We start from the raw sequence: 23,051 nt of genomic DNA, 5'->3' as shown, positions 1-23,051 counted from the left end.
ACCCGATGCGGCGGGGGTTTCCTGCAATCAGGGGCGGCGACCGCCCTTCCAGATGGAAACCACGCCTTCATCGGCGTCGATCCGCACCCAGTCCCCGGTTTCGATCTGTTCCAGCGGATCGCTGTCGAAATCGGTCATGGTCGGCACGCGCAAAACTACGCAGCCCAGCGCGACCTTCGTGGTCATGATGTTGAACAACATGCCCAGCGGCGCTTTGCCGGTCAGCCGGGTGGTGTGGAACACGCCCGACCAGCCGGAAGATCCCTTGGCCCCGGGAAACACCAGGATCTTGCCGGCAAAGGATTGCCCGCGCAGTTCATGGTGGCTTTCGATGATCTCCCCCTTCATCGGGTTGACCCCGCCCCAGCCGGAGATCGTCTGACTGGTGACCATGGCTTCGCCTTCGGAAACGCCACCCACGACCTTGCGGCCACGGATCACGACATCGGGCTTCGTCAGCGTGTCGGTGCCCATCACTGCAGTCTCCCATCCCATTTACCGGTACAGGCGGCATCGATGCATTCCGCCGTGGTGCCGTACCATCCTTCGATCCCCAGCATCGCCGGCAGATAATGGACTTGTTTCGCGCTATCGAGCGCAGCCACACGCGTGCCCGGGGGCACGGCCTGGCTGATCGCCGAACAGGTGTCGGTCATCAGCTTGGCACCGGCGGCGCGCAGGATTTCGGTGTAGCCACCGGCCTCCGCCGTGGTTTTCACCGCCCGGCTGGTGAAAATCCACAGATTGCAGTTCGGGCTCACCTTGCGTCCTTCAAGCAGGCGGGCCGCCTCTGCAATCTGTTCGATCGAATAATGCGGGCAGCCAAGCATGACATAATCGACGTCGGTGCTGGAACCGATGCTGTTCAGCCGCTCATAGACCGCGCGCCGTTCGTCTGCGCCATAGCGGTAATGATCGCCGCGTACCTTGCCGCCAAACGCGGTTTCCAGATCCTTCGCTTCCGGCGTAATGCCCAGCATATGGTACATTTCCACCCCGCCGGATGAGGCAGCGGCGGCACCGAAATGCTTGTGTCGGATCAGCGAAGGCTGCTGGATATCGCCACGCAGCACGGGAATGGCATCCTGCACGGCGTCGCCGGTGAAATAGCCGAGCATGCCCCATTCATAGATCGAATCCACCGGTACATCGACATCGACCAGATGCTGCCCCTTGCGGAATTCATCGCGGTGGAAACCCCAGTTGGGAATGCGGTTGGCCAGCATCGCCGCACTGGTGGATTCCCGCCCTTCGCAATTGGTCCGCCCGCCGATCACCGAATTGTTGAACACCACGGCGCTCGATTCCATCCAGGCGCAATGTTCGCCCATCACCGGCACATTGCCGGCCAGATAGGGGGTGCAGGTCTTCAGCACCTGGATGCCATGGCCGGCCACTTCCTGTTCGTCGGAAGTAAAATTGGCGAAGGCTTCCTCCGTCATACCCTGATCCTGCCACAGGGTCGGATCCATGCCGCCCTGCAGATGGCAGCTGAAGGCATTCATGCGCGGGATGTCGACCACTTCATCGGAATCGAGATCGAAGCGGGAAAACACCGCACGGTAATCACCTCCATCAGCGGCGTAATATTCCTTCACCCATTTGGGCGACGATCCGGGCACGCCGGCGATATTGTTGGTATAGACGAAATCTTCCGCCCCCAGCGCATCGGCATAGCGGACGAGTAGATCCATCGCCTTCTGCACGGCCGCGCCTTCGGTCCCGTCCAGCATCGCCTTTTCAGCGTCGGTCAGTTTCACCATGGTCATTCTCCCTCATGGTTTTTTGCAGGGCGCGTTGTGCGCTGGTCCTTTGGCTTGCTGCCTGCACGGGTCGGCTTGCCCTGGGCCGCTTCCAGATTGCGGACGAGCTGGGTCATCACCCGTTGCGCCACAGCCAGATCATCGGCCGGGATATTTTCCAGCATTTCGCTGCGCAGCTGATTGGTGATCGCCATGATATCGGAAATCACCCGTCGACCGCTGTCGGTGATGCGGTTGATCGTCACCCGCAGATCATCGCGGCTCTGGTGCCGTTCCAGCAATCCATCTTCGGCCAGCAGGTGCAAAATCCGGACCATCGTTGGGCCTTCCACGCCAACGGCGCGGGCCAGTTCGCTCTGCGTCAGATCCTCACCGGAATAGGCGACCAGATAGAGCGTTTCCCACTGCACCATGCTGTGGTCCAGTGGCTTGATCCGGTCATTGGCCACCTTGCGCCAGCGCCGCGCTGCGACGACCAGCGCACGGGTAACGCGGAAATAGCTGTCATCTTCCAGACTGTCCGGCGACAGGCGGTGATAATTCGCCAGATGGCGGTCAGACGCATCCAGCTGGAACCCGCCATAGAGCAGGCTGCCAAGATCAGCCGGGGTCCGCTTGCGTGGCGACCGGCGCGGGGGCTTGGGGCCCCGTTCCTGTGCCGTGCGTGCCTTTTTCTCCTGTGTCATCGTCCTGTCCTGACCCGTTTCCCCGCAAGCAGCAAAGAAACCGTCCTTTGACAAGCGTGACGAGGCGGCCGTTCCGGTTCCGGCCATCATCGCGCCTGTCCGATTGGAGGTGCAAATTCAGACATTAGCCGCGATCAATCAGCACGGCACCGGTGGTCATGCTGTCTACATCGCGGCGATACATGCCCAGCCAACCACCGGCCGGATCCAGCCCCATGGACGCTTCGCGGCTGGCCAGTTCTGCCGCCGGAACTTCCAGTTCGATGCTGAGCGCGGCGACATCGATCGAGATAATGTCACCATCCTGCACCTTGCCGATCGGCCCGCCGGAGCAGCCTTCCGGCGCGACCTCGGCCACGGTCAGCCCCTTGAGGCACAGGCCCGACAGCTGGCCATCGGTAACGAAGGCGACATCCTTGGCCAGGCCCGCCGCATTGACGGCGAAAAGCACGCGCGACGCGCCGCCGCCCATGGCCGGGCCGCTCTTCAGCCCCTGCCCCCGCACGACCAGCACCGAACCCTTGGCCACCTGACCCGCAGCGAGCGCAGCCATGACCGCCTCGGTATCGTCGAACACGCGAGCCGGGCCGCGAAATTCTTCCGGGCGAGAGCCGTCACGGATGCCCAGCTTCACCACCGCGCTTTCCGGCGCAAGCGAGCCCTTGAGCACGGCAATGGCCGGGCCGGGCGAAATCGGATCCGCCACCGGCCGGATGATCGAAGCATCGACCAAGGCTGCATCGGCCAGATCTTCACGCATGGTCCGCCCGCTGGCGACGGTGACATCGCAATCGAGCAGCCCTTCCAGCTGTTTGAGCACCGCGCGGGCGCCGCCGGCATCTTCGAATTGTTCGATCCGCACCGCGCCATTGGGACGCACGGCGGACAGCACCGGCACCTTGGCGCCGACTTCATTCCACAGCGCATAGACATCGATATCCAGATCGCCTTCGACGGCGGTCGCCTGCAGATGCTTGATCGCATTGATCGATCCGGAAACCCCCTGCACCATGGCGGCGGCATTGTGGAATGCGCCAGCGGTCATGATGTCGCGCGGCTTCAGATCCTGCAGCACCATCTCCACGATGCGTGCGCCGGCTGCCCGGGCATCGGCGAACATCTTGTCGCTGTTGGCGCGCACCGGGGCCGATCCGGCCACGCACATGCCCAGCGCCTCTACCACGCAATGCATGGTGTTGGCCGTCGCCATGCCCTGGCACACCCCCGGCCCGCGCACCGCCTGCGGCACGATATCGTCGACCCGATGTTTGCCGAAAATGCCGAAACTTTCTTCCACGCCGCCGGAAAACAGATCTTCGATATCCACCGGATCGCCGTCGATCTCGCCCGCCGGCTGATAGCCGCCGATCACCAGCAAGGTGGGGATATTGAGCCGCATCGCCGCCATCAGATGGCCCGGCGGGGTCTTGTCGCAACTGGTCAGGCAGACCATGCCATCCAGCAGCGCGGCTTCGACCTGCGCCTCGATATCATTGGGGATCAGATCCCGGCCGGCAAGGATGTAGCTGCCGCGCCGGGCCGCGCCGGTGATGAAATCGGACGGCGCCGTGGTGCGAACCTCAAACGGCACGCCGCCCGCCGCGCGGATCGCCTCCTTCACCACCTTGGCCACGCCATCGAGATGGGCATAGCAGACCGCCAGTTCGGAAGAGGAATTGACCACCGCGATCTTCGGCTTGAGCAGATCTTCCTCCGTCAGGCCCAGGGCCTGCCAGTGGGAACGGCGGACGGGGGAATTGGCGGCGATACTGCGGAGTGTCATGCAAGCGGCCTTCTGCAAGCTGAGAGAATAGAGGCGGCCCCGCCATCAGGGAGAACAGCGGGGCCGCCGGGGGTAACATCAGTAATTCACGCGGACGCCCATCTTGAAGAAGCGACCGACCGGGTTGAACAGCACATTGTTGCCGCTGCCATTGGCGCCCGGGAAATTCGGTGGGCTGACGTTGAACATATTGTCGATGCCCACATAGAGCGCCGCACGCTGATCGGTCGGGCCGATCGGAATGCGATAGGTGGCCAGCACGTCGAAATAGGTGCGGCTGGGCATGGCATTGGTGCTGGAGCTGGTGACCGACTTGATATCATAGCCGGGTTGTTCCGCACCGACGAAGGCGGCGTTGTAGAAGCCCTTGTTGATCCAGCGGACATGGGTGTTGAAGCTGAAATCGCTACCGATATCGAGCGTGGCATTGGCATCAATCGTCCAGTCGGGGATGCCCGGCGGGGTACCACCGCGCAGACCGGTCTGCCCTGCACGCTGGGTCGGGCCAACCGCATCGACCGTGATCAGATCGCGCATATGGCTGGCGAAGACCCGCAGGTTCAGCGCATTGTCGTCGCCGAGCGGCTGGCGATAGGACAGCTCGAAATCGATACCGCGCGCGATCAGTTCGTTCACATTCTGGAAGGTGTCGACAACATTGGTGATCACCCCATCACCATCGCGCGTGATGAGCGAACAGCTGAGCGGATCGCCATCGAAGCAGCGCGACACGATGTTCTGCTGCCCCAGAGTGCTGATCGCATCCTTGATGCTGATATCGTAATAATCGACCGAGGCACGGAACCGGCCGAAGAAGCCACCCGTTGGCTGCAGGACCATGCCGACGGTGAAGGTATCGGCCTTTTCCGGCACCAGCCCGGCGTTCGAGCCCAAGGTAATGGGCACCACGGTCTGCACGCCGCCCCGCTGCGGATCGTTCAGAATGCCCTGCGCCCGCGTGTTCGGACCGAAAAGTTCGGAGATATTGGGGGCGCGGATATCGCGCGAACGGGTTACGCGGAAACGCAGTGCGTCAAACGGCGCCCAGATGCCGCCAACTTTCCAGGTGGTTACCCCCAGCGATGATGACGGATGGAGATCGCTCGACCGGCTGTATTGCGTGCGGCGAATGGCGGCGCTCACGCTCAGTTCCTCGGCAAAACTCGTGTCCGCCAGCAGCGGTATTTCCGTTTCACCATAGCCTTCGATCACTTCGATCCGGCCCGAAATGATCGAACCACCGCCAGAGAAGAATTGACCGGTGCGAGTCAGTTCATCGGCATCGCCCTTCACGGAATCATTGCGATATTCGACACCGGCGGCAATTTTCAGCGCACCGGCGGGCAGTTCCACCACCGAGCCGGTGATATTGGCCGCTGCCACATGCTGGGTGGTGACATTGGTCTGATAGCCATTGTCGCGGACATAATCGGCTGCGGCCGCGAAGGTGGAGCCCTGTGCAAAGCCGAAGGGATTGATCGGCACGCAATTGGGATCGTCATTAGTGGTGCTGGCATCGGCATTGACGCGGCACACCGGCGTTCCGTCACCCAGCGCGACGGCATCGACCGCCTTCAGGATACGGCTGGTGACAACGCCCCCCACCAGATCGCGGCGGAATTCATTGCGACCGAACTGGTAATAAGCATCCGCCCGCCAGCCATTGCCCAGATCATATTCCAGACCCAGCACGCCCCGATAAACGTCGTTCTTGCTGATCAGATCGGCCGGGCCGATGTCGGCAAAACCCTTGCCCAACGTGAAGCTGGTGGCGCCGCTTTGGGCGAGGAGTGTCGGGATATCGAGCGTGGGATCGCTCGAACGCGGGATGAAGGGATTGTCCTGCTGGATCACCAGCGCGGTGTTGCGATAACCGACGGCGCGATGCCGCCCTTCGCCATGGCCGTAATTGGCCGTCAGCGACACAGTCAGCGCCGGGGTTACGTCCCAGGTCAGCAGCGCAGCGGCGTTCCAGCGCTTGGTCGGCGAAACGATGGGGAAATCGAAATAGATATTCTCGCCCGCTCCATCGGTTTCGCCGCCGAAGGAATAGAGCGAATTGACCAGCGATCCGAACTGATAGCGGCGCGGAGTGCCATCGCGGGAAAAGGTGATGCCATCGATCGGCCGCAGGGTGGGTACACGATTGCCGGTATAGGCGGATGCCGGCGGCGTGGTAACGCCTTCGTAATCCGCGCTCCACGGATAGACCCCGGCCAGGATATTATTGGTCGGCAGATCGGTGACGCCCGGATTGCGGCTGAGGTTGATCATGCCATAGCGGCACCAGTCGCGATCGACGCAGCGATCCACGCCGCTGTTGCTTTCATATTCGCCGCCGACGACCAGATTGGCGGTGCTGCCGATCTGCCATCCGCCCGCACCGCCGAACTGCCAGACTTCATTGTCGCCATACTCGCTGCTGCCCACCTGGGCATTGAAGCGATAGCCGGTCAGCTTACGATCGAGGATCAGGTTGACCACGCCGGAGACCGCATCCGAACCATAGACGGCGGAGGCACCGCCGGTCACCACTTCGGCGCGCGACAACAGGATCGATGGTAGCATGTTGGTATCGACCGTCGCCTGGGTGGTCGAAGGCACGAAGCGTTTGCCATCAACCAGCGTCAGCGTGCGGACCGAACCCAGCCCGCGCAGATCGAGAATGCGCCCCCCGACATAGCCCGCCGCCGGGGACAGACCGGACGATGCCGGGGTTTCCGTGGAACGGAATGCCGGGATTTCATTCAGCGCTTCGCCGATATTCGATGCCCCGCGTTGCTGCAGCCGTTCGGCGCCCACGACCTGCACCGGGGTGGGCGCGTTGAAACCGCTGGCGATGCGCGAACCGGTCACAACGATCGGGGTGTTTGCTGCCTGAGCTTCTGGAGCCGGCGTATCAGTAGCCAGCTCTTCTGCGGGCTCGGCATCCTGTGCCAGCACCGGCGTTGCCAAAAGACATGCGGAAAGAGTCACAAGGCTGGTTGCCCAGCCGCCATTCAAGCGTGGCATCGATTTCTCCCATGATCAGCCGGCTGTTCCGCCGGTCTCGAATCATGGGCTATTGCATTTTTTGATAGATTGCTACTCAATTATGTATCAAGAAACTGCCGCAGGCACCCGGTAAGTCATTCATGATATCTGTTATTATTCCGTCACTTAACAGATAAAGAGAGTCGATCAGGGGCAGCCAGGGAAGACCAACCGAACGAATAACACGCTGATTACATAGAATTACGCCGCTTTATCCCACTTGGTTGGCGGAGCAGCAGCGTATGAAGGGAGAGATAGGGAATGAGCGAAAACGAAGGCGGCCGCGTGCGGGAAGTGCGCCAGACCGAAGACCGGTTCCTGGCATCCGATGTGTTCGAAGCGAACGCCCGCGCGCTGGGCCCCGCCAATGGCACCGGCGCAGTCGAGGAAGAAGCACGCAGCATCCCCGTCTATCACAAGGCTGACGTGGTGGTGATCGGCGGCGGCCCGGCCGGCTGTGCCGCCGCCTGGTCCGCCGCGCAGACCGGGGCCGATGTCGTGCTGCTCGAACGCTACAACCACCTGGGCGGGCTTTCGACCGGTGGGCTGGTGATCTGGATCGATCGCATGACCGATTGGGAAGGCCGCCATGTCATCCAGGGCTTCGCCCGCGAATTCATCGACCGCATGCCGCCTGAAGGCGTGGCTGGGCCGCCCCGTTCGGAATGGGGGCTGAAGGATGATGCCAAGGCAGCCTATTGGCGGCTGCGCACCTCCGCCTTCCACGGGATCGTATCCTGGGCGCCCACGCTGGATCCGGAACGGATGAAGCTGCTGGCCCAGGAAATGCTGCTGGAAGCCGGCGTGCGGATCGTATTCCACGCCTGGGCCGCGCGCCCGCTGATGCGCGAAGGCAAGGTTGGTGGGGCGATCTTCGAATCCAAGGGCGGCCGACAGGCGATCCTGGCCGATGTGGTGGTCGATACGACTGGCGATGGGGACATGTTCTCCCGCGCGGGCGGCGAATATGAAGACGATATCGAGGAAGGCGACGTTCACCATTCGATGAACACCAGCTTCCTGATAGGCGGGATTGACATGGAACGCTGGCTGGAATTCCGTGGCGGCAGCCCGGATGAATTCAACCAGTTCACCGCCTTGGGTCGCGAACAGCTGAATTTCTTCCAGACCCCCTATGTCACCTGGCGCAACGATATCGGCGTGTTCATGGGCCCGCGCCAATCCGGCCTGTCTGCCCTGAATGTCGACGACATGACCGAAGTGGAAATCCGTTCGCACCGGCACATGGCCGCGCATTGCGATTTCTTCCGCCGCAATGCCCCCGGTTTCGAAAACGCCTATATGCTGCAGAGCGCTCCGCAACTGGGCGTGCGCCACACGCGAAGGCTGGCAGGCACGGCGCGGATCGAGCGCAAGGATTGGGGCAATGGCGTGCCCGTTGCCGATGAGGTGGGGATCAGCCCCTCGGTCAGCCCCAAATATCCGGTCGTCTCAGTACCCTATGGCAGCCTTGTTCCGCGTCAGCTGGACGGATTGCTGGCGGCCGGACGGCATATCTCCTGCGATGCCAATACCCACGGCTTCATGCGCGAAATCCCGCAGTGCTGGTTGACCGGCCAGGCGGCCGGCGCCGCCGCCGCCATCGCCGCCAATCGCGGCATCGCGCCGCGCCAGGTCGACATCACCGAACTGCGCAATCTGCTGCGCAGCCAGGGAACCTTCCTGTCCGATGACAAGGATATTCCGGCAAGTCAGCCAGCGAGCGAAGCCGCCGTCTGATCGATGGAACGATGCGCCGGCCCCACCCCTTCACGGGGCTGGCGCATCATCGGGTTCCGGGTCTGGACGAAGAACCGCAACGCTCAAAGCAATTGCGCCAACTGTCCCTGTTCCGTCAGGATGGAAACGGCCTGCTTGTCGAAAGACACGAAAGTCTCGCCGCCCAACCAACTGCCTTCATAGGCCATGATACCATCTGCAAAATCGCCGCCCGCTTCCAAAACGGCGAGCCCGGCTTCCACCGCAGGACGGTTCATCACGACATTGCCCGCATCGAGCAAATCCCGGATCGAGGCCGCAATATCACCCGTTGGCAGCTTCGCACCCCGGCGCAACACCCATACCAGTTCACACAGGCAAGGCAGCGATACCGCGATCAGCGAAGCGTTCTGCAACAGCTCGGTAGCTGCACGCCCCTGTTCCGGATTATCCTGCAACACCGCCCGCACCAGCACATTGGTGTCGACGGTGATCTTCATTCCTCGCCAGCCCAGCCAGCGGCGGCGATTGCATTCATCTCTTCGATCGTCAGCGGCTTTTTGACCTTGCCCGCATGGCGCCCGATGAAATTGTCGATGGTTCCGGTGGGGCGCGCCGCTTTTACGCGCAACTCACCACCGGGCAGCTTGTCGAACTCGATCCGCTCCCCCGGCTTGATGCCCAGATGCTGCAGCAAATCCCGCTTCAGCGTAATCTGCCCCTTCATCGTCACCGCCAGCGATGCCATCACGCCATACTCCGTTCACCAACAACAGTAATGTCTTTTTACATTACCTTGAACGTCATGTCGATGGCGATCCACCTAGCGCCTGATACAACGCAATCGCGGCTGTCAGCCGGTCGGTTCGCAGCTGGATCAGGGCGATATCGACCGACAGCAGCACTCGCTGAGCATCGACCTGTTCGAGATAGGGGGAATAACCGGCTCGATAGCGGTTGGTGGCGTGGCGCAGGCTGTCTGCCACCGCCACGCGCTGGGCGACGAGAGCGCGCTCCTGGTCGTCCAGCCGGGCTATGATGGCCAGTTGATCTTCCACCTCGCGGAAGGCGGAAAGCACGGCGCGCTGATAGGTGAAGGCGGCCTGATCGCGCTGGGCGGTGGCGGCATCGAACTGCCCGCGCAGGCGGCCGCCGGCGAAGATCGGCGCCAATATTGATCCGCCGATCGACCAGACATCGACATTGTCGCGCAGCGATGATCCCATCACCTCCCCAATGGCGGCGCTCAGCTGGACCTGGGGCAGGAACTGCCGCTGGGCGGCGCGCAATCGCGCGTCGGAGGCGGCTAGCGCATATTCGGCCTGCACGATATCCGGGCGGCGGCGGGTCAGTTCCGATGGCAGGGCAGCGGGCACGGCGGGCCGGTGCAGCGCCGCAAAACGCACGCCCCGGGCAATGGCGGCGGGCGTGTCGCCGATCAGCAGCGACAGGGCATTTTCCTGCCGGGCGATGGCGGTTTCCACGACCGGAATCTGCTGCTGCGTGGCGTGATACTCCGCCTCCGCCTGCCGCAATTCCAGCTGCGAAGTATAGCCGGCCGCCGCGCGGCTGCGGGCAATACGCAATGCCTCTTCGCGTGACGTCAGGGTCTGGCGCAGCAGATCGAGCCGCTCGTCCAGCGCCAGCAATGTGACATAACCGCTGGCCGTGGCGGAGCTGACCGCCAGCAATGTGGTCTGCCGCGCCGCATCGCTGGCCAGCACATTGGCCGCCGCCGCATCGATTTGCGCGCGATTTCGGCCAAACAGATCAATCTCATAGCTGGCCTGGAACTGCGGCTGCGCCACGGTTGCCTCCACTGCGGTGCCGAGCGCAGTCAGCGAGCGGCCATAGCTTGCCGGGGCCGTCAGATTGACGGCGGGCACCAGCACGGCGCGCGATGTGCGTTCCTGCGCGCGGGCTTCCTCCACGCGGGCGATGGCAATGGCCACGTCGCTGTTGTGGGTGCGCGCCTGGTCCACCAGCGTGGCGAGTTGCGGGTCGCCGAAGCCGGACCACCAGTTCCCTTCCACCGCCGGATCGCCGGCGAAGGATGTACGCCAGTTGGAGGGCGCTGCCACCGATGCCGCCGCCGGACGGTCGGGGATTTGCGGGGCGCAGCCGGCCAGCAGAGCGGCCAGAGCGGCAGCGATGACGAGCGGGCGTGACATCACCGGGCCTGCGTATGCACGGTGGCGATGACCGACATGCCAGGGCCGAGCCGGGCGGAGCCCGCCTGCCCCGGATCGATCCGGATCCGCACCGCTATCCGTTGGGGAACCTTGACGAAATTGCCCGCGCCGGTGTCCGGCCGGACCACGCTGAATTCGCTGCCGGCGGCCGGGGCGATGCTTTCGACCTTGCCGGTCAGCTCTGCCCCGCCGAAGGCATCGACGCGCAGCGTGGCGGGCTGGCCGACCTGGATGGCGGCGGTCTGTGCTTCCTTGAAATTGGCCACAACCCAATGTTCTTCCGGCACAAGATACATCAGCTGCGTGCCGGGGGAGACCATCTGGCCGACCCGCACGGAGACTTCGCTCAGACGACCATCACGGGGCGCGCGGATGATGGTGTTGTCCAGATCGACGCGGGCGAGATCGCGGGCGGCGGTGGCGCTTTCCACCTGAGCGCGCAGGCCGCCGCGGCCCACACCGACGGAGCGAAGCTGTTCCTGGGCGATGGCGCGCTGGGCCTGCGCCTGGGCGACGGCGGCTTCTGCCTGGCGTAGCGTGGCGAGCGCCTGATCGCGTTCACGTTCGGATACCGAGCCTTCGCCGACCAGCTCATTCACGCGCGTCAGGTCCGCGCGAGCGCGCGCTGCCTGCGCACGGGCACTCGCCACCGCCGCATCCTGCAGCCGAACCTGCGCTTCGCCCGAGCGCTGGTTCTGCAGCGCATTGTCCAGCGTGGCGGTCTGCGCGGCGATGCCGGCCACGCCCTGTTCGACCCGGGCGCGGTAGATGCGATCATCGATCGTCACCAGCGGAACGCCCTGCTTCACCGCCTGGAAATCCTGCACATTGACGGCCGTGACATAGCCGGTCACCTGCGGGCTGATCACGGTTGTCCGCCCACGAACATAGGCATTGTCGGTGGTGATGTTGCCGGTGCGGAAGGGCGGCAGATCCCAGGCGTAGAGGATGGCCAGCACGCCGGCGATGATCACCAGCGCGAAGGCGATGATCCCCCGCCGCGATCGCCGGGGTGCCCAGCCGCCCTGTTGCGGCTCCACGTCGGAAAGGGCGGGATCATTGTCCTGTTTGTCTGTGCTCATTGTTTCTTGCTCATCATTTTCTGAAGCGCGGCCATTTCCTCTGCCAGAGGGTTGATGCCGTTGATCTTCAGATAGACCCACCGAATGAAAGTGATCGCGAAGACGGCCGCAGCCAGGCAGCCGATCAGGAAAAACACATCGTTATACGCCAGGATCGCGGCCTGCTGATTGGCCTGCTGCAGCAATTGCGTGGGGCCCGCCTGGCCCGCCGCGCGGGCGACGGTCGGATCGGACAGGGTCAGCCCCTGCCCCATGGCCATCAGATGCGCCTTGGTCCGCACGGTGTGGAAGGCGGAAAGCGCGGCCACCCCGGCCAGCCCGCCGATCGTCTGCGACAGGCTGAACACGGCGACGAAGCTGATGATGTAATCCGGCCCCCGGGCCAAGGCGCGCAAGATCCCTTCCATGAAGAGCGGCGCCATGATGTAGACGGCGGCAAAGGCCATCGCCGCCTGCGTCCAGTAGAGATTGACCGGCCGGGTCAGCACCCCGGCATGGGTATCCATGAAGGCGGCGATGGCGATGATGCCGAACACCACCAGCAGCGGCCGGACCAGATCCTTGGGATCGAGCCGGGCGATCGAGACGCCGATGCCGAGCAGGGTCGCCAGCGTGAGCACCGTGTAATAGCCGACCAGCTGATCATTGGTCATGCCGACCGTCGTGAGCAGTCCGGCCGCGCCGAATCCCTGTTCGGACAGCAGGACGCGGACCATCACCCCGGCCAGGGCAAAGGCGATGATGTTGCGGCTCTTCATCCAGCGGGTGTGGAGCATGGGATTGGCGCGGTTGTGTTCGATCAGGAAGGCCAGCCCGATCAGCAGCACCGATGCCGCCAGCGCATAACCGAGCCATGGCTTGTCCCACCACTGGATGCGCCCCTGCACCATGAAGGCGCAGGCGAGCCCCACGCCGGAGGCGAGCAGCGGGAAGGTGACCAGATCGAGTTTTTCGAACGAGCGCACGGTTTCCGCCGGCGGTAGATGAAGGATGTTGACCAGACCAACGGCCACCAGCGAAAGGCCGAACTGCAGCTGGAACAGATGGGTGATATCGCCATTGGACAGCAGCAACGGAGCAATGGCGCGCGCCAGCGGCACACCCACCTGCCCCAGCCCGACACCCAGCAGCATGCCGACCAGTTTCGATTTGGCGGGCATGCCCTGCATCAGATAGAACATGGCCATGGTCGAAAGACAGCTGGCGGCCAGCCCGGCAATGCCGCGAGAGACGAGTTCGAACTGATAGCCGGCATCGAACAGCTGGACGAAATTGGCCAGCAGCAGCGCACACATTGCCACCTGCACGAAGCGTTCGATGCCGAATTCCTGCCGCGCCTTGAACAGCAGCATTGCCATGCAGGCATTGGTCATGTTGAAGGCGACCGTCACCCAGCCGCCTTCCACCGGGGTCAGCGCCAGATTGCCCTGCATCACCGTGAGGCTGGCGAGCAGCAGGCCGTTCTGCAGGCCGCCGATCAGCGCCAGATAGAGCCCGATGAGGAAATAGCCGATCTTGCGCCCGGCCGGGTGATCCGGCTGAGCGGGAGAGCCCGGCATGAAGGGGCGTTCATGCGGTTTGAAGACATAGTCGGCCCGATCATGCCCACCCGGCCCATCCGGCCTGCCCGATCCGGAGGCCGCCGGGTCAGTCATCGCGCAGGATCGATCCCACCAGCATGGTCGTCAGCTCGGCCGCGAAAACGGCATCATCGGCCAGTTCGGGGGCAGCGCGGACCAGCCGTTCGCGGCGGATGATGCTGAAGGACAGGCTGTAGTTGAAATGCAGCAGCAGCATATCGGGCGTGCCGGGCCGCAACCGCCCCGCCGCCCGCAATTGATCAAGCGCGGGGCGCAGATAATCGAACAGCAGACCGGCCAGTTTTTCCTCGACCCAATCGGCGCGTTCGTTGTCACGATAGGTATCGCGGGCCATGAAATGCGCGATCCTTGGGTGTTCGAGCATGAAGTGGACGATATCGGCCAGCGTGCGGCGCATCGCCGGTTCGACATCGTCCCCCTGCGTGGCCCGGCGAATTTCGGCGAACTTGGCACGCAGCTGGTCCCCGACATCGACGATGACGGCTTTCCAGAGATCCAGCTTGGACCCGAACTGGTAGGAAATCAGCGAAGGATCGACGGCGGCGACCTCCGCAATATCCTTCAAAGTAGTCGCATCATAGCCCTTGGCGGCAAACAGCGTAATCGCCGCATCGCCCAATTCCCGCGAACAGACCGACCGATCGCGCGCAGGCCTGCCACGGGGCCGGGATCGACGAACGGGAGCCTGCGCTGACATGCCGCATTATTAAATCATGATTTAATAAAATTCAAGGGATCCGAAATTTCCTTCAGACGAGCGAAGCCCGGCGTTCCGGCGCAGTGACGAATACGCGTTCCCATTCCCGCGCCATGTCTTCCGGTGTGTGCAGTTCGGCAGCGGCGAGATCGCGCGGATAGGACACGCCATCCGCCTCCTGCGCGCGGGTGGCAATGAACTGGCCATTGGCCGCGCGCAGTACCCAGCCGCTAAGCTTGCATTCGGGGGAAACCAGATAGAGCGCGCCCGCCGCCACATCATCGGGCTTCAGTTCGTCCGGTTCATCCTCCACGCCCCACATCCGGGTCTTGGCCACCGGGGCGATGGCATTGACGGTGATGCCATGGGCCGCGCCTTCGGCGGCGAGGATATTGGCGATGCCGATCGTCCCCATCTTGGCCGCCGCATAGGATGCCAGCCCCAGCTGGGCATATTGCGGATAGATCGCCCGATCGGAGGTGGTGAACAGGATGCGACCGAAACCGGCCTGACACATGGCCGGCCAGGCCGCCTGCGCCAGCCACAGCGGCGTGTCGATCCCCAACCCGATCATGCGCTGGTGGAACCCGAATTCCAGCTGCTCTATGGTCTGATAGCCAACCCAGCCGGCGTTGTGGATCAGCACGTCCAACCGCCCGTGATCGCGCAGCACGGCGGCAATGCGATCATGGCACTGCGCGCGCGTGGCGATGGGTCCAGACTCTGCCACGGCCCGACCGCCTGCCGCGACGATCTCTGCCGCTGCAGCCTGTGCCACAGCGGGATCATCGCCCGTTCCGTCGACAGCGGCGCCGCGATCCTGCAAGATGACGGTGGCGCCGCGCGCGGCGAGCCCCCTTGCATAGGCCAGACCAATCCCGCGCCCGGCCCCGGTTACCAGCGCCACGCGCCCGGAAAAATCGATCATCTGTATCTCCTGCCTGCGTGGCAGGTGGCGTTCGACCGGGGCCCGGTCCAATATCGATCGCCCGAGGCAGTGATAGGCAGGACCTATCGTTGCAAGGCTTCCTCCAGACGGCGAGTAGCGGGCGCAAGTTCCGCGCCCGGGCGGCACAGCAGCAGTTCGAAACGCGCGGCATCATCGGTGATCGGATGATAGGCGATTTCCGCCGCGCGGACCTGGGCCATGCTGGCGGGCACGATGGCCACCCCCGCCGCCGCCGCCACAAGGGAGAGCACCGCATGCATGCCGTGCGCTTCCTGTTCGACCTGCGGCGCAAAGCCGGCCTGACGGCACAGCTGCATCACCTGATCATGAAACCCCGGCCCCTGCGCGCGTGGCCAGCTCAGGAAGGGTTCGTCAGCCAGATCCGCAACCGTCACCTTTGCTGCCCTGGCCAGTCGGTGACCCATTGGCAGGGCCAGCGACAGCCGGTCTTCATCGAACGGCAGGGTGTGCAGCGCGGCTGTATCCGCCAGCGGGGGAATGACGATCGCCAGATCCAGCGCGCCCGACCGCAGGGCAGCGACCTGCGCAATGGTGGTCATTTCCTGCAGATCAATCCGCACATCGGGAAAGGCCCGGCGAAACGCGCGCAATTGCCCCGGCAGGCGGCCGTACATGGCGCTTCCGACATAGCCGAGCCGCACCTGCCCATGCCGGCCCGCTGCCGCATCCCGCGTCAGAGCCAAGGCATCATCCGCTGCCTTGAGCAATTGCCGTGACTGATCCAGCAGCACCGCCCCGGCGGGCGTCAGCCGCATGGTCTTGCGGCCGCGTTCGACCAGCACGGCCCCGACATCCTGTTCCAGCCGCTGCACCGCCGCCGTCAACGAAGGCTGCGCCATGGCCAGCCGCTGCGCCGCACGGGTGAAATGCAGTTCCTCCGCCACGGCGACGAACTGCCGCAACAGACGCAGATCCAGGCGGGGCACATCATAATCGGCCAAGGGCGTGGCTACTCCGGACAAGAGGGTGCAGGAGCGCCCCATAAAGCGAATTCCCATTCAACAGGGAATTTTACCTGCCTGGATATCGCTCCATGCCCGTCTGCAGCGGAGCTAAGGGGTGATTTTACGCCAGATGCCGGCCCGGCCGCAGCCGGGCAGCGATCAGGGCGAGCACCAGCGACAGCCCCGCCATCAGCCACCAGGCCGGGCGCAGATCGGACAGGTTCTGGCGCAGGATGCCGGCGGCGAGCGGCAGCAGCGATGCGATCATATAGCCCCCGCCCTGCACGAAGCCGACGATGGCCCCGGCCTGCGCCGGGCTGTCCCCATGATCCATGGCGACGATCAGGGAGAGGGGAAACAGCGCCCCGATCCCGAGCCCGATCAGCAGCGCCGCCGGCCACGCAAGCATGAGCGGCGCCGTGATGAGCCCGGCCAGCCCGGCGAGCAGCGCAGCGATGGCCGAGAGCAGCAGCGGCCGGCGATCGGCAAACCGGTCCACGCACAAGGACACGGCAGTGCCGGATGCCACCTCTGCCAGCGTGACGCCCGCGAGCAGCCCGCCGGCGGCGGGTGCCGACCAGCCAAGCTGGGTGTAGAAGGGCGGCAGCCAGGCAAGCACGAGCGTATAGGCACCCGTGCCCAGGCCGAAGAGCAGAACCAGCAGCCACGCCCTGCCCTGCCGCCAGACTGCCTGTGAGGGGGCCGGGCTGCCGGGTTCCGCCGATTTGGGAACAGCCAGCCACCAGACAGCCAGGGCAATCAGCGCCGGCACGCCCCAGATGCCGACCGCCGCCGGCCAGCCATGATCGGGGGAGATGCGCGGCGCGGCAAAGCTGGCGATGGCAGCCCCGCCCATGATTGCGGTGGAATAGAGCCCCATCATTCCGGCCGCGCGCATACCGGCGCGCTGGCGGATGATGGCCGGCATCAGCGCCTGCACGATGGCAATGCCCACGCCGCCGATGACTGCCGTGACCAGCAGGGAGGCGATGGCCGGCCATTGCCAGCGGGCGAGGCAGGCGATGGCGATCGCCGCCAGCCCCAGCGCCACTCCGCCCCGGTTTCCGAACAGGGATTTCAACTGCACCGTGCCGAGCAGGCAGATCCCCATCAGCATTACCGGCAGCGTGGTCAGCAGGCTCGCCCCCGTATCGCCCAGTGCCGTGTCATGCTGGATCTGGTCAAGTAGCGGGCTGATGGCGGCAAGCGCCGGGCGCAGATTTACGCCGACGAGCAGGATCAGTGCCGGAAGCAGCAGCCGGCTGGATGGTCTGGTCATGAGGATACTCCGCAGAAATGCCGCCGCGCCTTGTCACGGGCACGCATTTCAATATATCTCTACGTAGAGATATTTATCTCGACGTCAAGATATGTGGAGGATGCGCATGGACCGTGCCCAGCAGGCAGCCGAGCAATGGGCGCGCGAACGGCCCGATCTGGAGACCGGCCCGATGGTGCTGCTTGGCCGATTGGCCGAGGCCGGCCTGGCGATAGCGCGGGACCGGGTGAATCCGCTGTTCGCCGAGCATGGCGTGCAACCCGGAGAATTCGACGTGCTGGCAACGTTGCGGCGCAGCGGCGCGCCCTATGCGCTGACCCCGACCGCACTTTATGAAAGCGCGATGATATCATCGGGCAGCATGACCAATCGCATCGATGGGCTGGAACGAGCCGGGCTGGTCGAACGCCGTCCCAACCCCGCCGATCGCCGCGGAACGCTGGTGGCGCTGACCGACGCGGGACGGCAATTGATCGACCGGATGATCGACCGGCATGTCGCCAATCAGCAGGCGATCGTCAGCGGGCTGGATGCGGAGGAGCAGGCAACGCTGTCACGGCTGCTGGCGCAATTGCTGGCATCGCAAGACGGATGAGCCAAAGCCGAGCCTGATCAAAAGCTTCCCACGACCCCGGCCAGAATTTCCACCCCGCGTTCGATCCGTCTGGGATCGAGACCGGAATAGCCCATGACCAGTCCGACGCCGCCAGCCGCGTCAGGTGGCGCCTGGTAGAGCGGGGACAGCGGATAGAGTCCCAGACCATGCTGCCGCGCGCGGGTGATCAGGGCTGCTTCCTGCGCGGCGGCAAGCCCGGGAAACCGCACGGTGACATGCAGGCCGGCCTCTGCTCCTTCGATGGCAATCCCACCGCCGAAATGTCGGCGCAGGGCACTCAGCAGGGCTTCGCGCCGGTCACGATTGAACCGGCGGACGCGGCGGATATGCCGTTCATAGGCGCCGCTTTCGATCAGCGTTGCGAGCGCTTCCTGTTCGAGTGCGGGCGAATGCCGATCCATCAGCAGCTTGGCCTTGGCGAACACATCGGCCAATTCGACCGGGACCACCAGAAAACCGAGCCGCAAGGCGGGGGAGAGGGTTTTGGAAACCGTGCCCAGATAGATGACATCGCCCCCGTCGCTCAATCCATAGAGCGGCGGCACAGGGTTGATATCGTAGCGGAACTCGCTGTCGTAATCATCTTCCACGATATAGGCGCCGTGCCGCCCGGCCCATTGCAGCAGGCTGTGCCGGCGGGACACGGACATTACGCTGCCGAGCGGGAATTGATGCGACGGCGTGACATAGGCCAGCCGCGCCGCAAACTTATCCAGCCGATCGGACCGGATGCCCTCCGCATCGACCGGTATCGCGTGGGCCACGGCGCCGGTGCCGCCGAAAATCTGACGCGCCATGGCGTAGCAGGGATCTTCGATCACGAAGCTGTCGCCGGTTTCCAGCAACAGCCGGGCGCAGAGATCCAGCCCCTGCTGCGATCCATTGACGATCAGGACCTGGGCCAGATCGCAGCGGATGGTCCGGGCGCGCCACAGATAGCCCTGCAACGCCATGCGCAGACGCCGCGATCCCCGGGGATCGTCATAGGCCAGCCGTTGTGACCGCTGGTCCATCGCCTGATTTATGGCGCGTTTCCAGGCTGTAGCGGGGAAATCGGAGGGGGTCAGATCGCCATGACGAAAATCCGCCACCAGCGTCTGTTCGGCTTGGTCCCGCCACCCAACCACCACCGCGATGCGCTGGCCATAGGCGGACAGGCTGGCGGTGGTCGGCTTGGGCGGTGACACCTTCGGTTCCGGCTGATTGCCCAGCGTCGGCGCGATCTGCGCCCTTGCCCCCTGGCGCATGCGGATGAAGCCTTCGGCGTGCAATTGTTCGAAGGCCAGCGTGACGGTGGTGCGCGATACGCCCAGATCCTGCGCCAGCGATCGCGACGACGGCAAATGGCCGTCGCGGCCGAACACACCGGCGAGGATCTGTTCACGAAGCGCCTCGTAAATCTGCCTTGCGCCCATGCGCTGATCCAACTGGACCACCACGATTCCCATCAACTGGACATTTCTGATGATCCAGTATGACGCTAGAAAGAGGCCGAGCCAAGTCTTTCGCCTGCGTGGGATGCAACAGCCAGTGACCGAGCCTGATCCGATGGCCAGTGTTTTGACAGCAGCAGAACGGGCGCGTTTCGGTGATGACCCGTCGGCCACCATTCGCGCCAATCTGGCCGAGGTGGAGGATCGAATCACGCGGGCTTGCGACCGGGCGGGACGGGCGCGCGCGGATGTGCGCCTGTTGCCGGTGACCAAGACCGTGCCCGCCCCTGTGCTGCGTCATGCCTATGCTGCGGGGCTGCGCAGTTTTGGCGAAAACAAGATCCAGGAAGCCAGTGGCAAGCACGATGCCCTGGCCGATCTGGCGGTGGATTGGGCCATCATCGGCCATCTGCAGACCAACAAGATCAAATATCTGACGCGCTTTGCTGCGGAATTTCACGCGCTCGGCAGCGTGAAACTGGCCGAGCAACTCAACGCCCGGCTGGAACGGGAAGATCGCTTTCTGGACGTCTATGTGCAGGTCAACACGTCCGGCGAAGAGAGCAAGTTCGGGCTGCATCCCGATGCGCTGCTGCCCTTTGCCGATCAGCTCGACCGCTTTCCCCGCCTACGCCCGCGCGGGCTGATGACGCTGGCGCTGTTCACCAGCGACATGGACCGGGTGCGCCCCTGTTTTGCCCTGCTGCTTCGCCTGCGGGATGCGGTGGTGCGGCGCAATGCCGGGCTTGCCGAACTGTCGATGGGCATGTCCGGCGATTACGAGATCGCGATTCAAGAAGGTGCTGATGTCGTGCGAGTGGGACAGGCCATTTTCGGCCATCGTCCAACCCCGGACAGCGATTACTGGCCCGGTTTCCAACCCGCATCAGGTGCAGCCCAATGACCAAGGTGATATCCATCCAGAGCCAGGTGCTGCATGGCCATGTCGGCAATAGCGCGGCGGTTTTTCCGATGCAGGCCAAGGGGTTGGAGGTTGTTTCCGTACCCACCGCGATCCTGACCAACCATCCGCATTACCCCACCATGCATGGCCGGGTATTCGAACCCGAACTGCTGGCCGCCCTGCTGCTGGGCGTGGAAGAACGCGGGTTGGTGGAGCAGGCCAGCGTGATCATCACCGGCTTCCTGGCATCGGCCGCCAATGCGCAGGTAGTGGCCGATTTCATGCAGAGGGCCCGGCGGAGCAACCCCGATCTGCTGTATGTCTGCGACCCGGTGATGGGCGATGATGATCTGGGGGTGTTCGTGAAACCGGAGCTGATCCCCCTGTTCCGCGAGGCGCTGGTCCCGCTGGCCAGCATAATCACACCCAACCAGTATGAGCTTGAATTGCTGGCAGAAGCTGACGCCCGCACGCAGCAGGATCTGGAAGCGGCCATGGCATCGCTCCATCAACGTGGCATGGGTGCGGCCGTGGTGACCGGCTGCGTGATGGCCGATACGCCGGCAGGATGGCTGGAAAGCGTCGCCTGGAGCCCCCGGAATACCCCGGATTCCACCGTGCGCACCGCCACGCCACGCCTGCCGATTCGCCCCTGCGGCACTGGCGATCTGTTCACCGCACTGCTGGTGGCGCGGCTTTGTGACGGCAGCCCGCTGGCGGAGGCTGCAAAGGGCGCAACGCAGGAAATGACCGCCGTGCTTCAGCGGACCCAGGATGCCGGAACGGAAGAGATGCGCATCATCGGCTTCCCCTTTGCCCAGCCCTTTCAGCCCGAAGCCGGAGCATGATCATGCAGGTTCATTTCGTCATCCACGAAGCCTTTGAAGCGCCCGGAGCCTATGAGGATTGGGCCAGAAGCCGCGGTCACAGCCTGTCCTGGTCCCGCCTGCAGGCCGGCGAACCCCTGCCCACAACGGCGGATCAGATCGATCTGCTGATCGTGATGGACGGGCCGCAGTCACCCAATACGACCACGCAGGAATGCCCGCATTTCAATGCCGCTGCCGAATGCGCGCTGATCAGCCAAGCCATCGCCGCCGGGAAGGCCGTGATCGGCGTATGCCTGGGGGCGCAGCTGATGGGCAAGGCGCTGGGCGCCGCCCACAGCCACAGCCCGGAAAAGGAGATCGGCAAATTCCCGATCACCCTGACCCCGGCCGGCATCGCGCATCCGCTGTTCGCCGATTTCCCGGCGACGCTGGAGGTGGGCCATTGGCACAATGACATGCCCGGCCTGACCGATGATGCCGTGGTGATCGCCACCAGCGCCGGGTGCCCGCGCCAGATCATCGAATATGGTCCGCTCGCCTATGGATTTCAGTGCCATATGGAGCTGACCCCCGGGGTGGTGGAGATGCTGATTGCCGCCTCTGCAGAAGAACTGGCAGCAGGCATCGCCCACCGCTTCGTCGATCAGCCCGATGCGCTGCGCGCGCATGACTGGGGCGAGATGAATGAGACGCTGTATGGTTTTCTCGACCGGTTGAGCGTGGCCTGTTCTGTCAAATAAGACGATGCCCGATTTCCCCATCCAGGTTACCCTGGCATTGATCGATCAACGGGAATGGGGCGCCCCATGCGCATTTGGGCAAAAGCAACCATAGGCTTTGTCGCTATATTTGGTTTCGGCACTGTCGTCGGCCCCGTCCTCATCGCCGCAGCATCGGCAGCCTATTGGGCTGACGATGTGGATGATGGGGCTAAATGGCAGGAAACCGGCCGCCTTTTGGCCAGCTACCAACATGAACTCGCACAAATTGGCTATCTTAACCTGTCAGTTATCTTGCCAGATAACGGCAAAGAATGCGGCTACGACAGCAATAAAATATTCCCAAACATGGATGAAGATTTTGGAAAAATTGGGACAAGTATCGATTTCAATTACTACAATGGATATCTAGCCTTGGATAGATGGAAATACAACAACATAGATGAAGAATGGGAGCAAGCCGTCAGTCAAGTCATCATAAATGATATGAATTCTTTCCAGATCGGTTTTCTGCGTCGCTGCATTGAAGAAACCACTTTTTCAAAAATGTGCATGAAACAGGTTGCGCACTACCAAAACCGGGTCAAACGGTTTGATCACGGCAGGCCTTCGATTCCCTACTTCGGATATGGTATCGAGGACCAAATCATCTGCACTTATGTGGATGGAGTAGCCGCGCGTCTCGGCGTTCCGTTGGAAAACCCGAAAACCACGCCTTCCCTATAGGACACGAGCCGGCACCGCCCCTCTCTGGCCTACCCGGGCTTGCAACTCAATATAAGGTCACCTTATATTTGACA

The 23,051-nt window shown here is 63.5% G+C and carries 21 protein-coding genes; 6 read left to right on the top strand and 15 right to left on the bottom strand.

Translation table 11 applies throughout. From position 1 onward, the window contains the following. Positions 1 to 27: 27 nt before the first annotated feature. From GRI97_RS16965 to GRI97_RS16945, 5 genes are all read right to left on the bottom strand, one after another. Positions 28 to 474: an aconitase X swivel domain-containing protein gene (locus tag GRI97_RS16965; protein ID WP_161392406.1), complete on the bottom strand. Its 447-nt coding sequence runs from the start codon at positions 472 to 474 to the stop codon at positions 28 to 30. Beyond that, entirely contained in the window at positions 474 to 1,763 is a 1,290-nt protein-coding gene (locus GRI97_RS16960; RefSeq protein WP_202392827.1) for an aconitase X, read from the bottom strand. The genes GRI97_RS16965 and GRI97_RS16960 overlap by 1 nt, the downstream gene beginning before the upstream one ends. A gap of 2 nt (positions 1,764 to 1,765) precedes the next feature. Then, complete coding sequence (locus tag GRI97_RS16955; protein ID WP_161392405.1) at positions 1,766 to 2,449, bottom strand: MarR family winged helix-turn-helix transcriptional regulator; 684 nt, start codon at positions 2,447 to 2,449, stop codon at positions 1,766 to 1,768. 124 nt (positions 2,450 to 2,573) lie between these two features. Next, positions 2,574 to 4,232, bottom strand: a complete 1,659-nt coding sequence (locus GRI97_RS16950) for a dihydroxy-acid dehydratase (protein ID WP_161392404.1) — start codon at positions 4,230 to 4,232, stop codon at positions 2,574 to 2,576. Positions 4,233 to 4,310: 78 nt separating this feature from the next. Beyond that, positions 4,311 to 7,244 carry a TonB-dependent receptor domain-containing protein gene (locus tag GRI97_RS16945; protein ID WP_161392403.1) on the bottom strand — a complete coding sequence of 978 codons (2,934 nt, stop codon included), beginning with the start codon at positions 7,242 to 7,244 and terminating at the stop codon, positions 4,311 to 4,313. Positions 7,245 to 7,526: 282 nt separating this feature from the next. Between GRI97_RS16945 and GRI97_RS16940 the strand changes: the two genes are divergently transcribed. Continuing rightward, on the top strand, positions 7,527 to 9,005 hold the full coding sequence (locus GRI97_RS16940) for an FAD-dependent oxidoreductase (protein WP_161392402.1): 1,479 nt from the start codon (positions 7,527 to 7,529) through the stop codon (positions 9,003 to 9,005). A gap of 83 nt (positions 9,006 to 9,088) precedes the next feature. Here GRI97_RS16940 and GRI97_RS16935 read toward each other — a convergent pair whose 3' ends face one another. From GRI97_RS16935 to GRI97_RS16895, 9 genes are all read right to left on the bottom strand, one after another. Further along, positions 9,089 to 9,484 (bottom strand): type II toxin-antitoxin system VapC family toxin, encoded by a 396-nt coding sequence (locus GRI97_RS16935; protein WP_161392401.1) that lies wholly within the window; start codon positions 9,482 to 9,484, stop codon positions 9,089 to 9,091. Next, complete coding sequence (locus GRI97_RS16930; RefSeq protein ID WP_161392400.1) at positions 9,481 to 9,732, bottom strand: AbrB/MazE/SpoVT family DNA-binding domain-containing protein; 252 nt, start codon at positions 9,730 to 9,732, stop codon at positions 9,481 to 9,483. The genes GRI97_RS16935 and GRI97_RS16930 overlap by 4 nt, the downstream gene beginning before the upstream one ends. A gap of 55 nt (positions 9,733 to 9,787) precedes the next feature. Beyond that, positions 9,788 to 11,155 carry an efflux transporter outer membrane subunit gene (locus tag GRI97_RS16925; RefSeq protein ID WP_161392399.1) on the bottom strand — a complete coding sequence of 456 codons (1,368 nt, stop codon included), beginning with the start codon at positions 11,153 to 11,155 and terminating at the stop codon, positions 9,788 to 9,790. Then, positions 11,155 to 12,258 (bottom strand): HlyD family secretion protein, encoded by a 1,104-nt coding sequence (locus tag GRI97_RS16920; protein WP_161392398.1) that lies wholly within the window; start codon positions 12,256 to 12,258, stop codon positions 11,155 to 11,157. Before GRI97_RS16920 ends, GRI97_RS16925 begins: the two co-directional genes overlap by 1 nt. Further along, positions 12,255 to 13,913, bottom strand: coding sequence for an MFS transporter (locus GRI97_RS16915; protein ID WP_161392397.1), 1,659 nt, complete (start codon positions 13,911 to 13,913; stop codon positions 12,255 to 12,257). The genes GRI97_RS16920 and GRI97_RS16915 overlap by 4 nt, the downstream gene beginning before the upstream one ends. Then, the gene (locus GRI97_RS16910; RefSeq protein ID WP_161392396.1) at positions 13,906 to 14,556 is read right to left on the bottom strand and encodes a TetR family transcriptional regulator; all 651 of its coding nucleotides are present in this window, start codon (positions 14,554 to 14,556) and stop codon (positions 13,906 to 13,908) included. Before GRI97_RS16910 ends, GRI97_RS16915 begins: the two co-directional genes overlap by 8 nt. 52 nt (positions 14,557 to 14,608) lie before the next feature. Further along, positions 14,609 to 15,484, bottom strand: a complete 876-nt coding sequence (locus tag GRI97_RS16905) for an SDR family NAD(P)-dependent oxidoreductase (protein ID WP_161392395.1) — start codon at positions 15,482 to 15,484, stop codon at positions 14,609 to 14,611. An 83-nt stretch (positions 15,485 to 15,567) separates the two neighbouring features. Next, positions 15,568 to 16,467 (bottom strand): LysR substrate-binding domain-containing protein, encoded by a 900-nt coding sequence (locus tag GRI97_RS16900; protein ID WP_235917921.1) that lies wholly within the window; start codon positions 16,465 to 16,467, stop codon positions 15,568 to 15,570. A gap of 124 nt (positions 16,468 to 16,591) precedes the next feature. Further along, positions 16,592 to 17,749: an MFS transporter gene (locus GRI97_RS16895; protein WP_161392393.1), complete on the bottom strand. Its 1,158-nt coding sequence runs from the start codon at positions 17,747 to 17,749 to the stop codon at positions 16,592 to 16,594. A 106-nt stretch (positions 17,750 to 17,855) separates the two neighbouring features. Here GRI97_RS16895 and GRI97_RS16890 point away from each other — a divergent pair, with 106 nt between their 5' ends. Then, positions 17,856 to 18,344, top strand: a complete 489-nt coding sequence (locus tag GRI97_RS16890; protein ID WP_161392392.1) for a MarR family winged helix-turn-helix transcriptional regulator — start codon at positions 17,856 to 17,858, stop codon at positions 18,342 to 18,344. A gap of 17 nt (positions 18,345 to 18,361) precedes the next feature. Here the strand turns inward: GRI97_RS16890 and pdxR are convergent, their stop codons facing one another. After that, positions 18,362 to 19,813 carry a MocR-like pyridoxine biosynthesis transcription factor PdxR gene (pdxR, locus tag GRI97_RS16885; RefSeq protein WP_161392510.1) on the bottom strand — a complete coding sequence of 484 codons (1,452 nt, stop codon included), beginning with the start codon at positions 19,811 to 19,813 and terminating at the stop codon, positions 18,362 to 18,364. A gap of 100 nt (positions 19,814 to 19,913) precedes the next feature. On the opposite strand from pdxR, the gene GRI97_RS16880 reads away from it, so the two are divergent. From GRI97_RS16880 to GRI97_RS16865, 4 genes are all read left to right on the top strand, one after another. Further along, entirely contained in the window at positions 19,914 to 20,702 is a 789-nt protein-coding gene (locus GRI97_RS16880; RefSeq protein ID WP_161392391.1) for a YggS family pyridoxal phosphate-dependent enzyme, read from the top strand. Next, the gene (pdxY, locus tag GRI97_RS16875) at positions 20,699 to 21,550 is read left to right on the top strand and encodes a pyridoxal kinase (protein ID WP_161392390.1); all 852 of its coding nucleotides are present in this window, start codon (positions 20,699 to 20,701) and stop codon (positions 21,548 to 21,550) included. The genes GRI97_RS16880 and pdxY overlap by 4 nt, the downstream gene beginning before the upstream one ends. Then, the gene (locus GRI97_RS16870) at positions 21,547 to 22,272 is read left to right on the top strand and encodes a type 1 glutamine amidotransferase (RefSeq protein WP_235917920.1); all 726 of its coding nucleotides are present in this window, start codon (positions 21,547 to 21,549) and stop codon (positions 22,270 to 22,272) included. The genes pdxY and GRI97_RS16870 overlap by 4 nt, the downstream gene beginning before the upstream one ends. Positions 22,273 to 22,338: 66 nt before the next feature. Next, entirely contained in the window at positions 22,339 to 22,977 is a 639-nt protein-coding gene (locus GRI97_RS16865) for a hypothetical protein (RefSeq protein ID WP_161392389.1), read from the top strand. Positions 22,978 to 23,051 lie beyond the last annotated feature (74 nt).

It is taken from the genome of Croceibacterium xixiisoli, assembly GCF_009827305.1.
In the GTDB taxonomy this organism is placed as follows: domain Bacteria; phylum Pseudomonadota; class Alphaproteobacteria; order Sphingomonadales; family Sphingomonadaceae; genus Croceibacterium_C; species Croceibacterium_C xixiisoli.
This window is presented reverse-complemented; position numbering and strand designations above follow the sequence as displayed.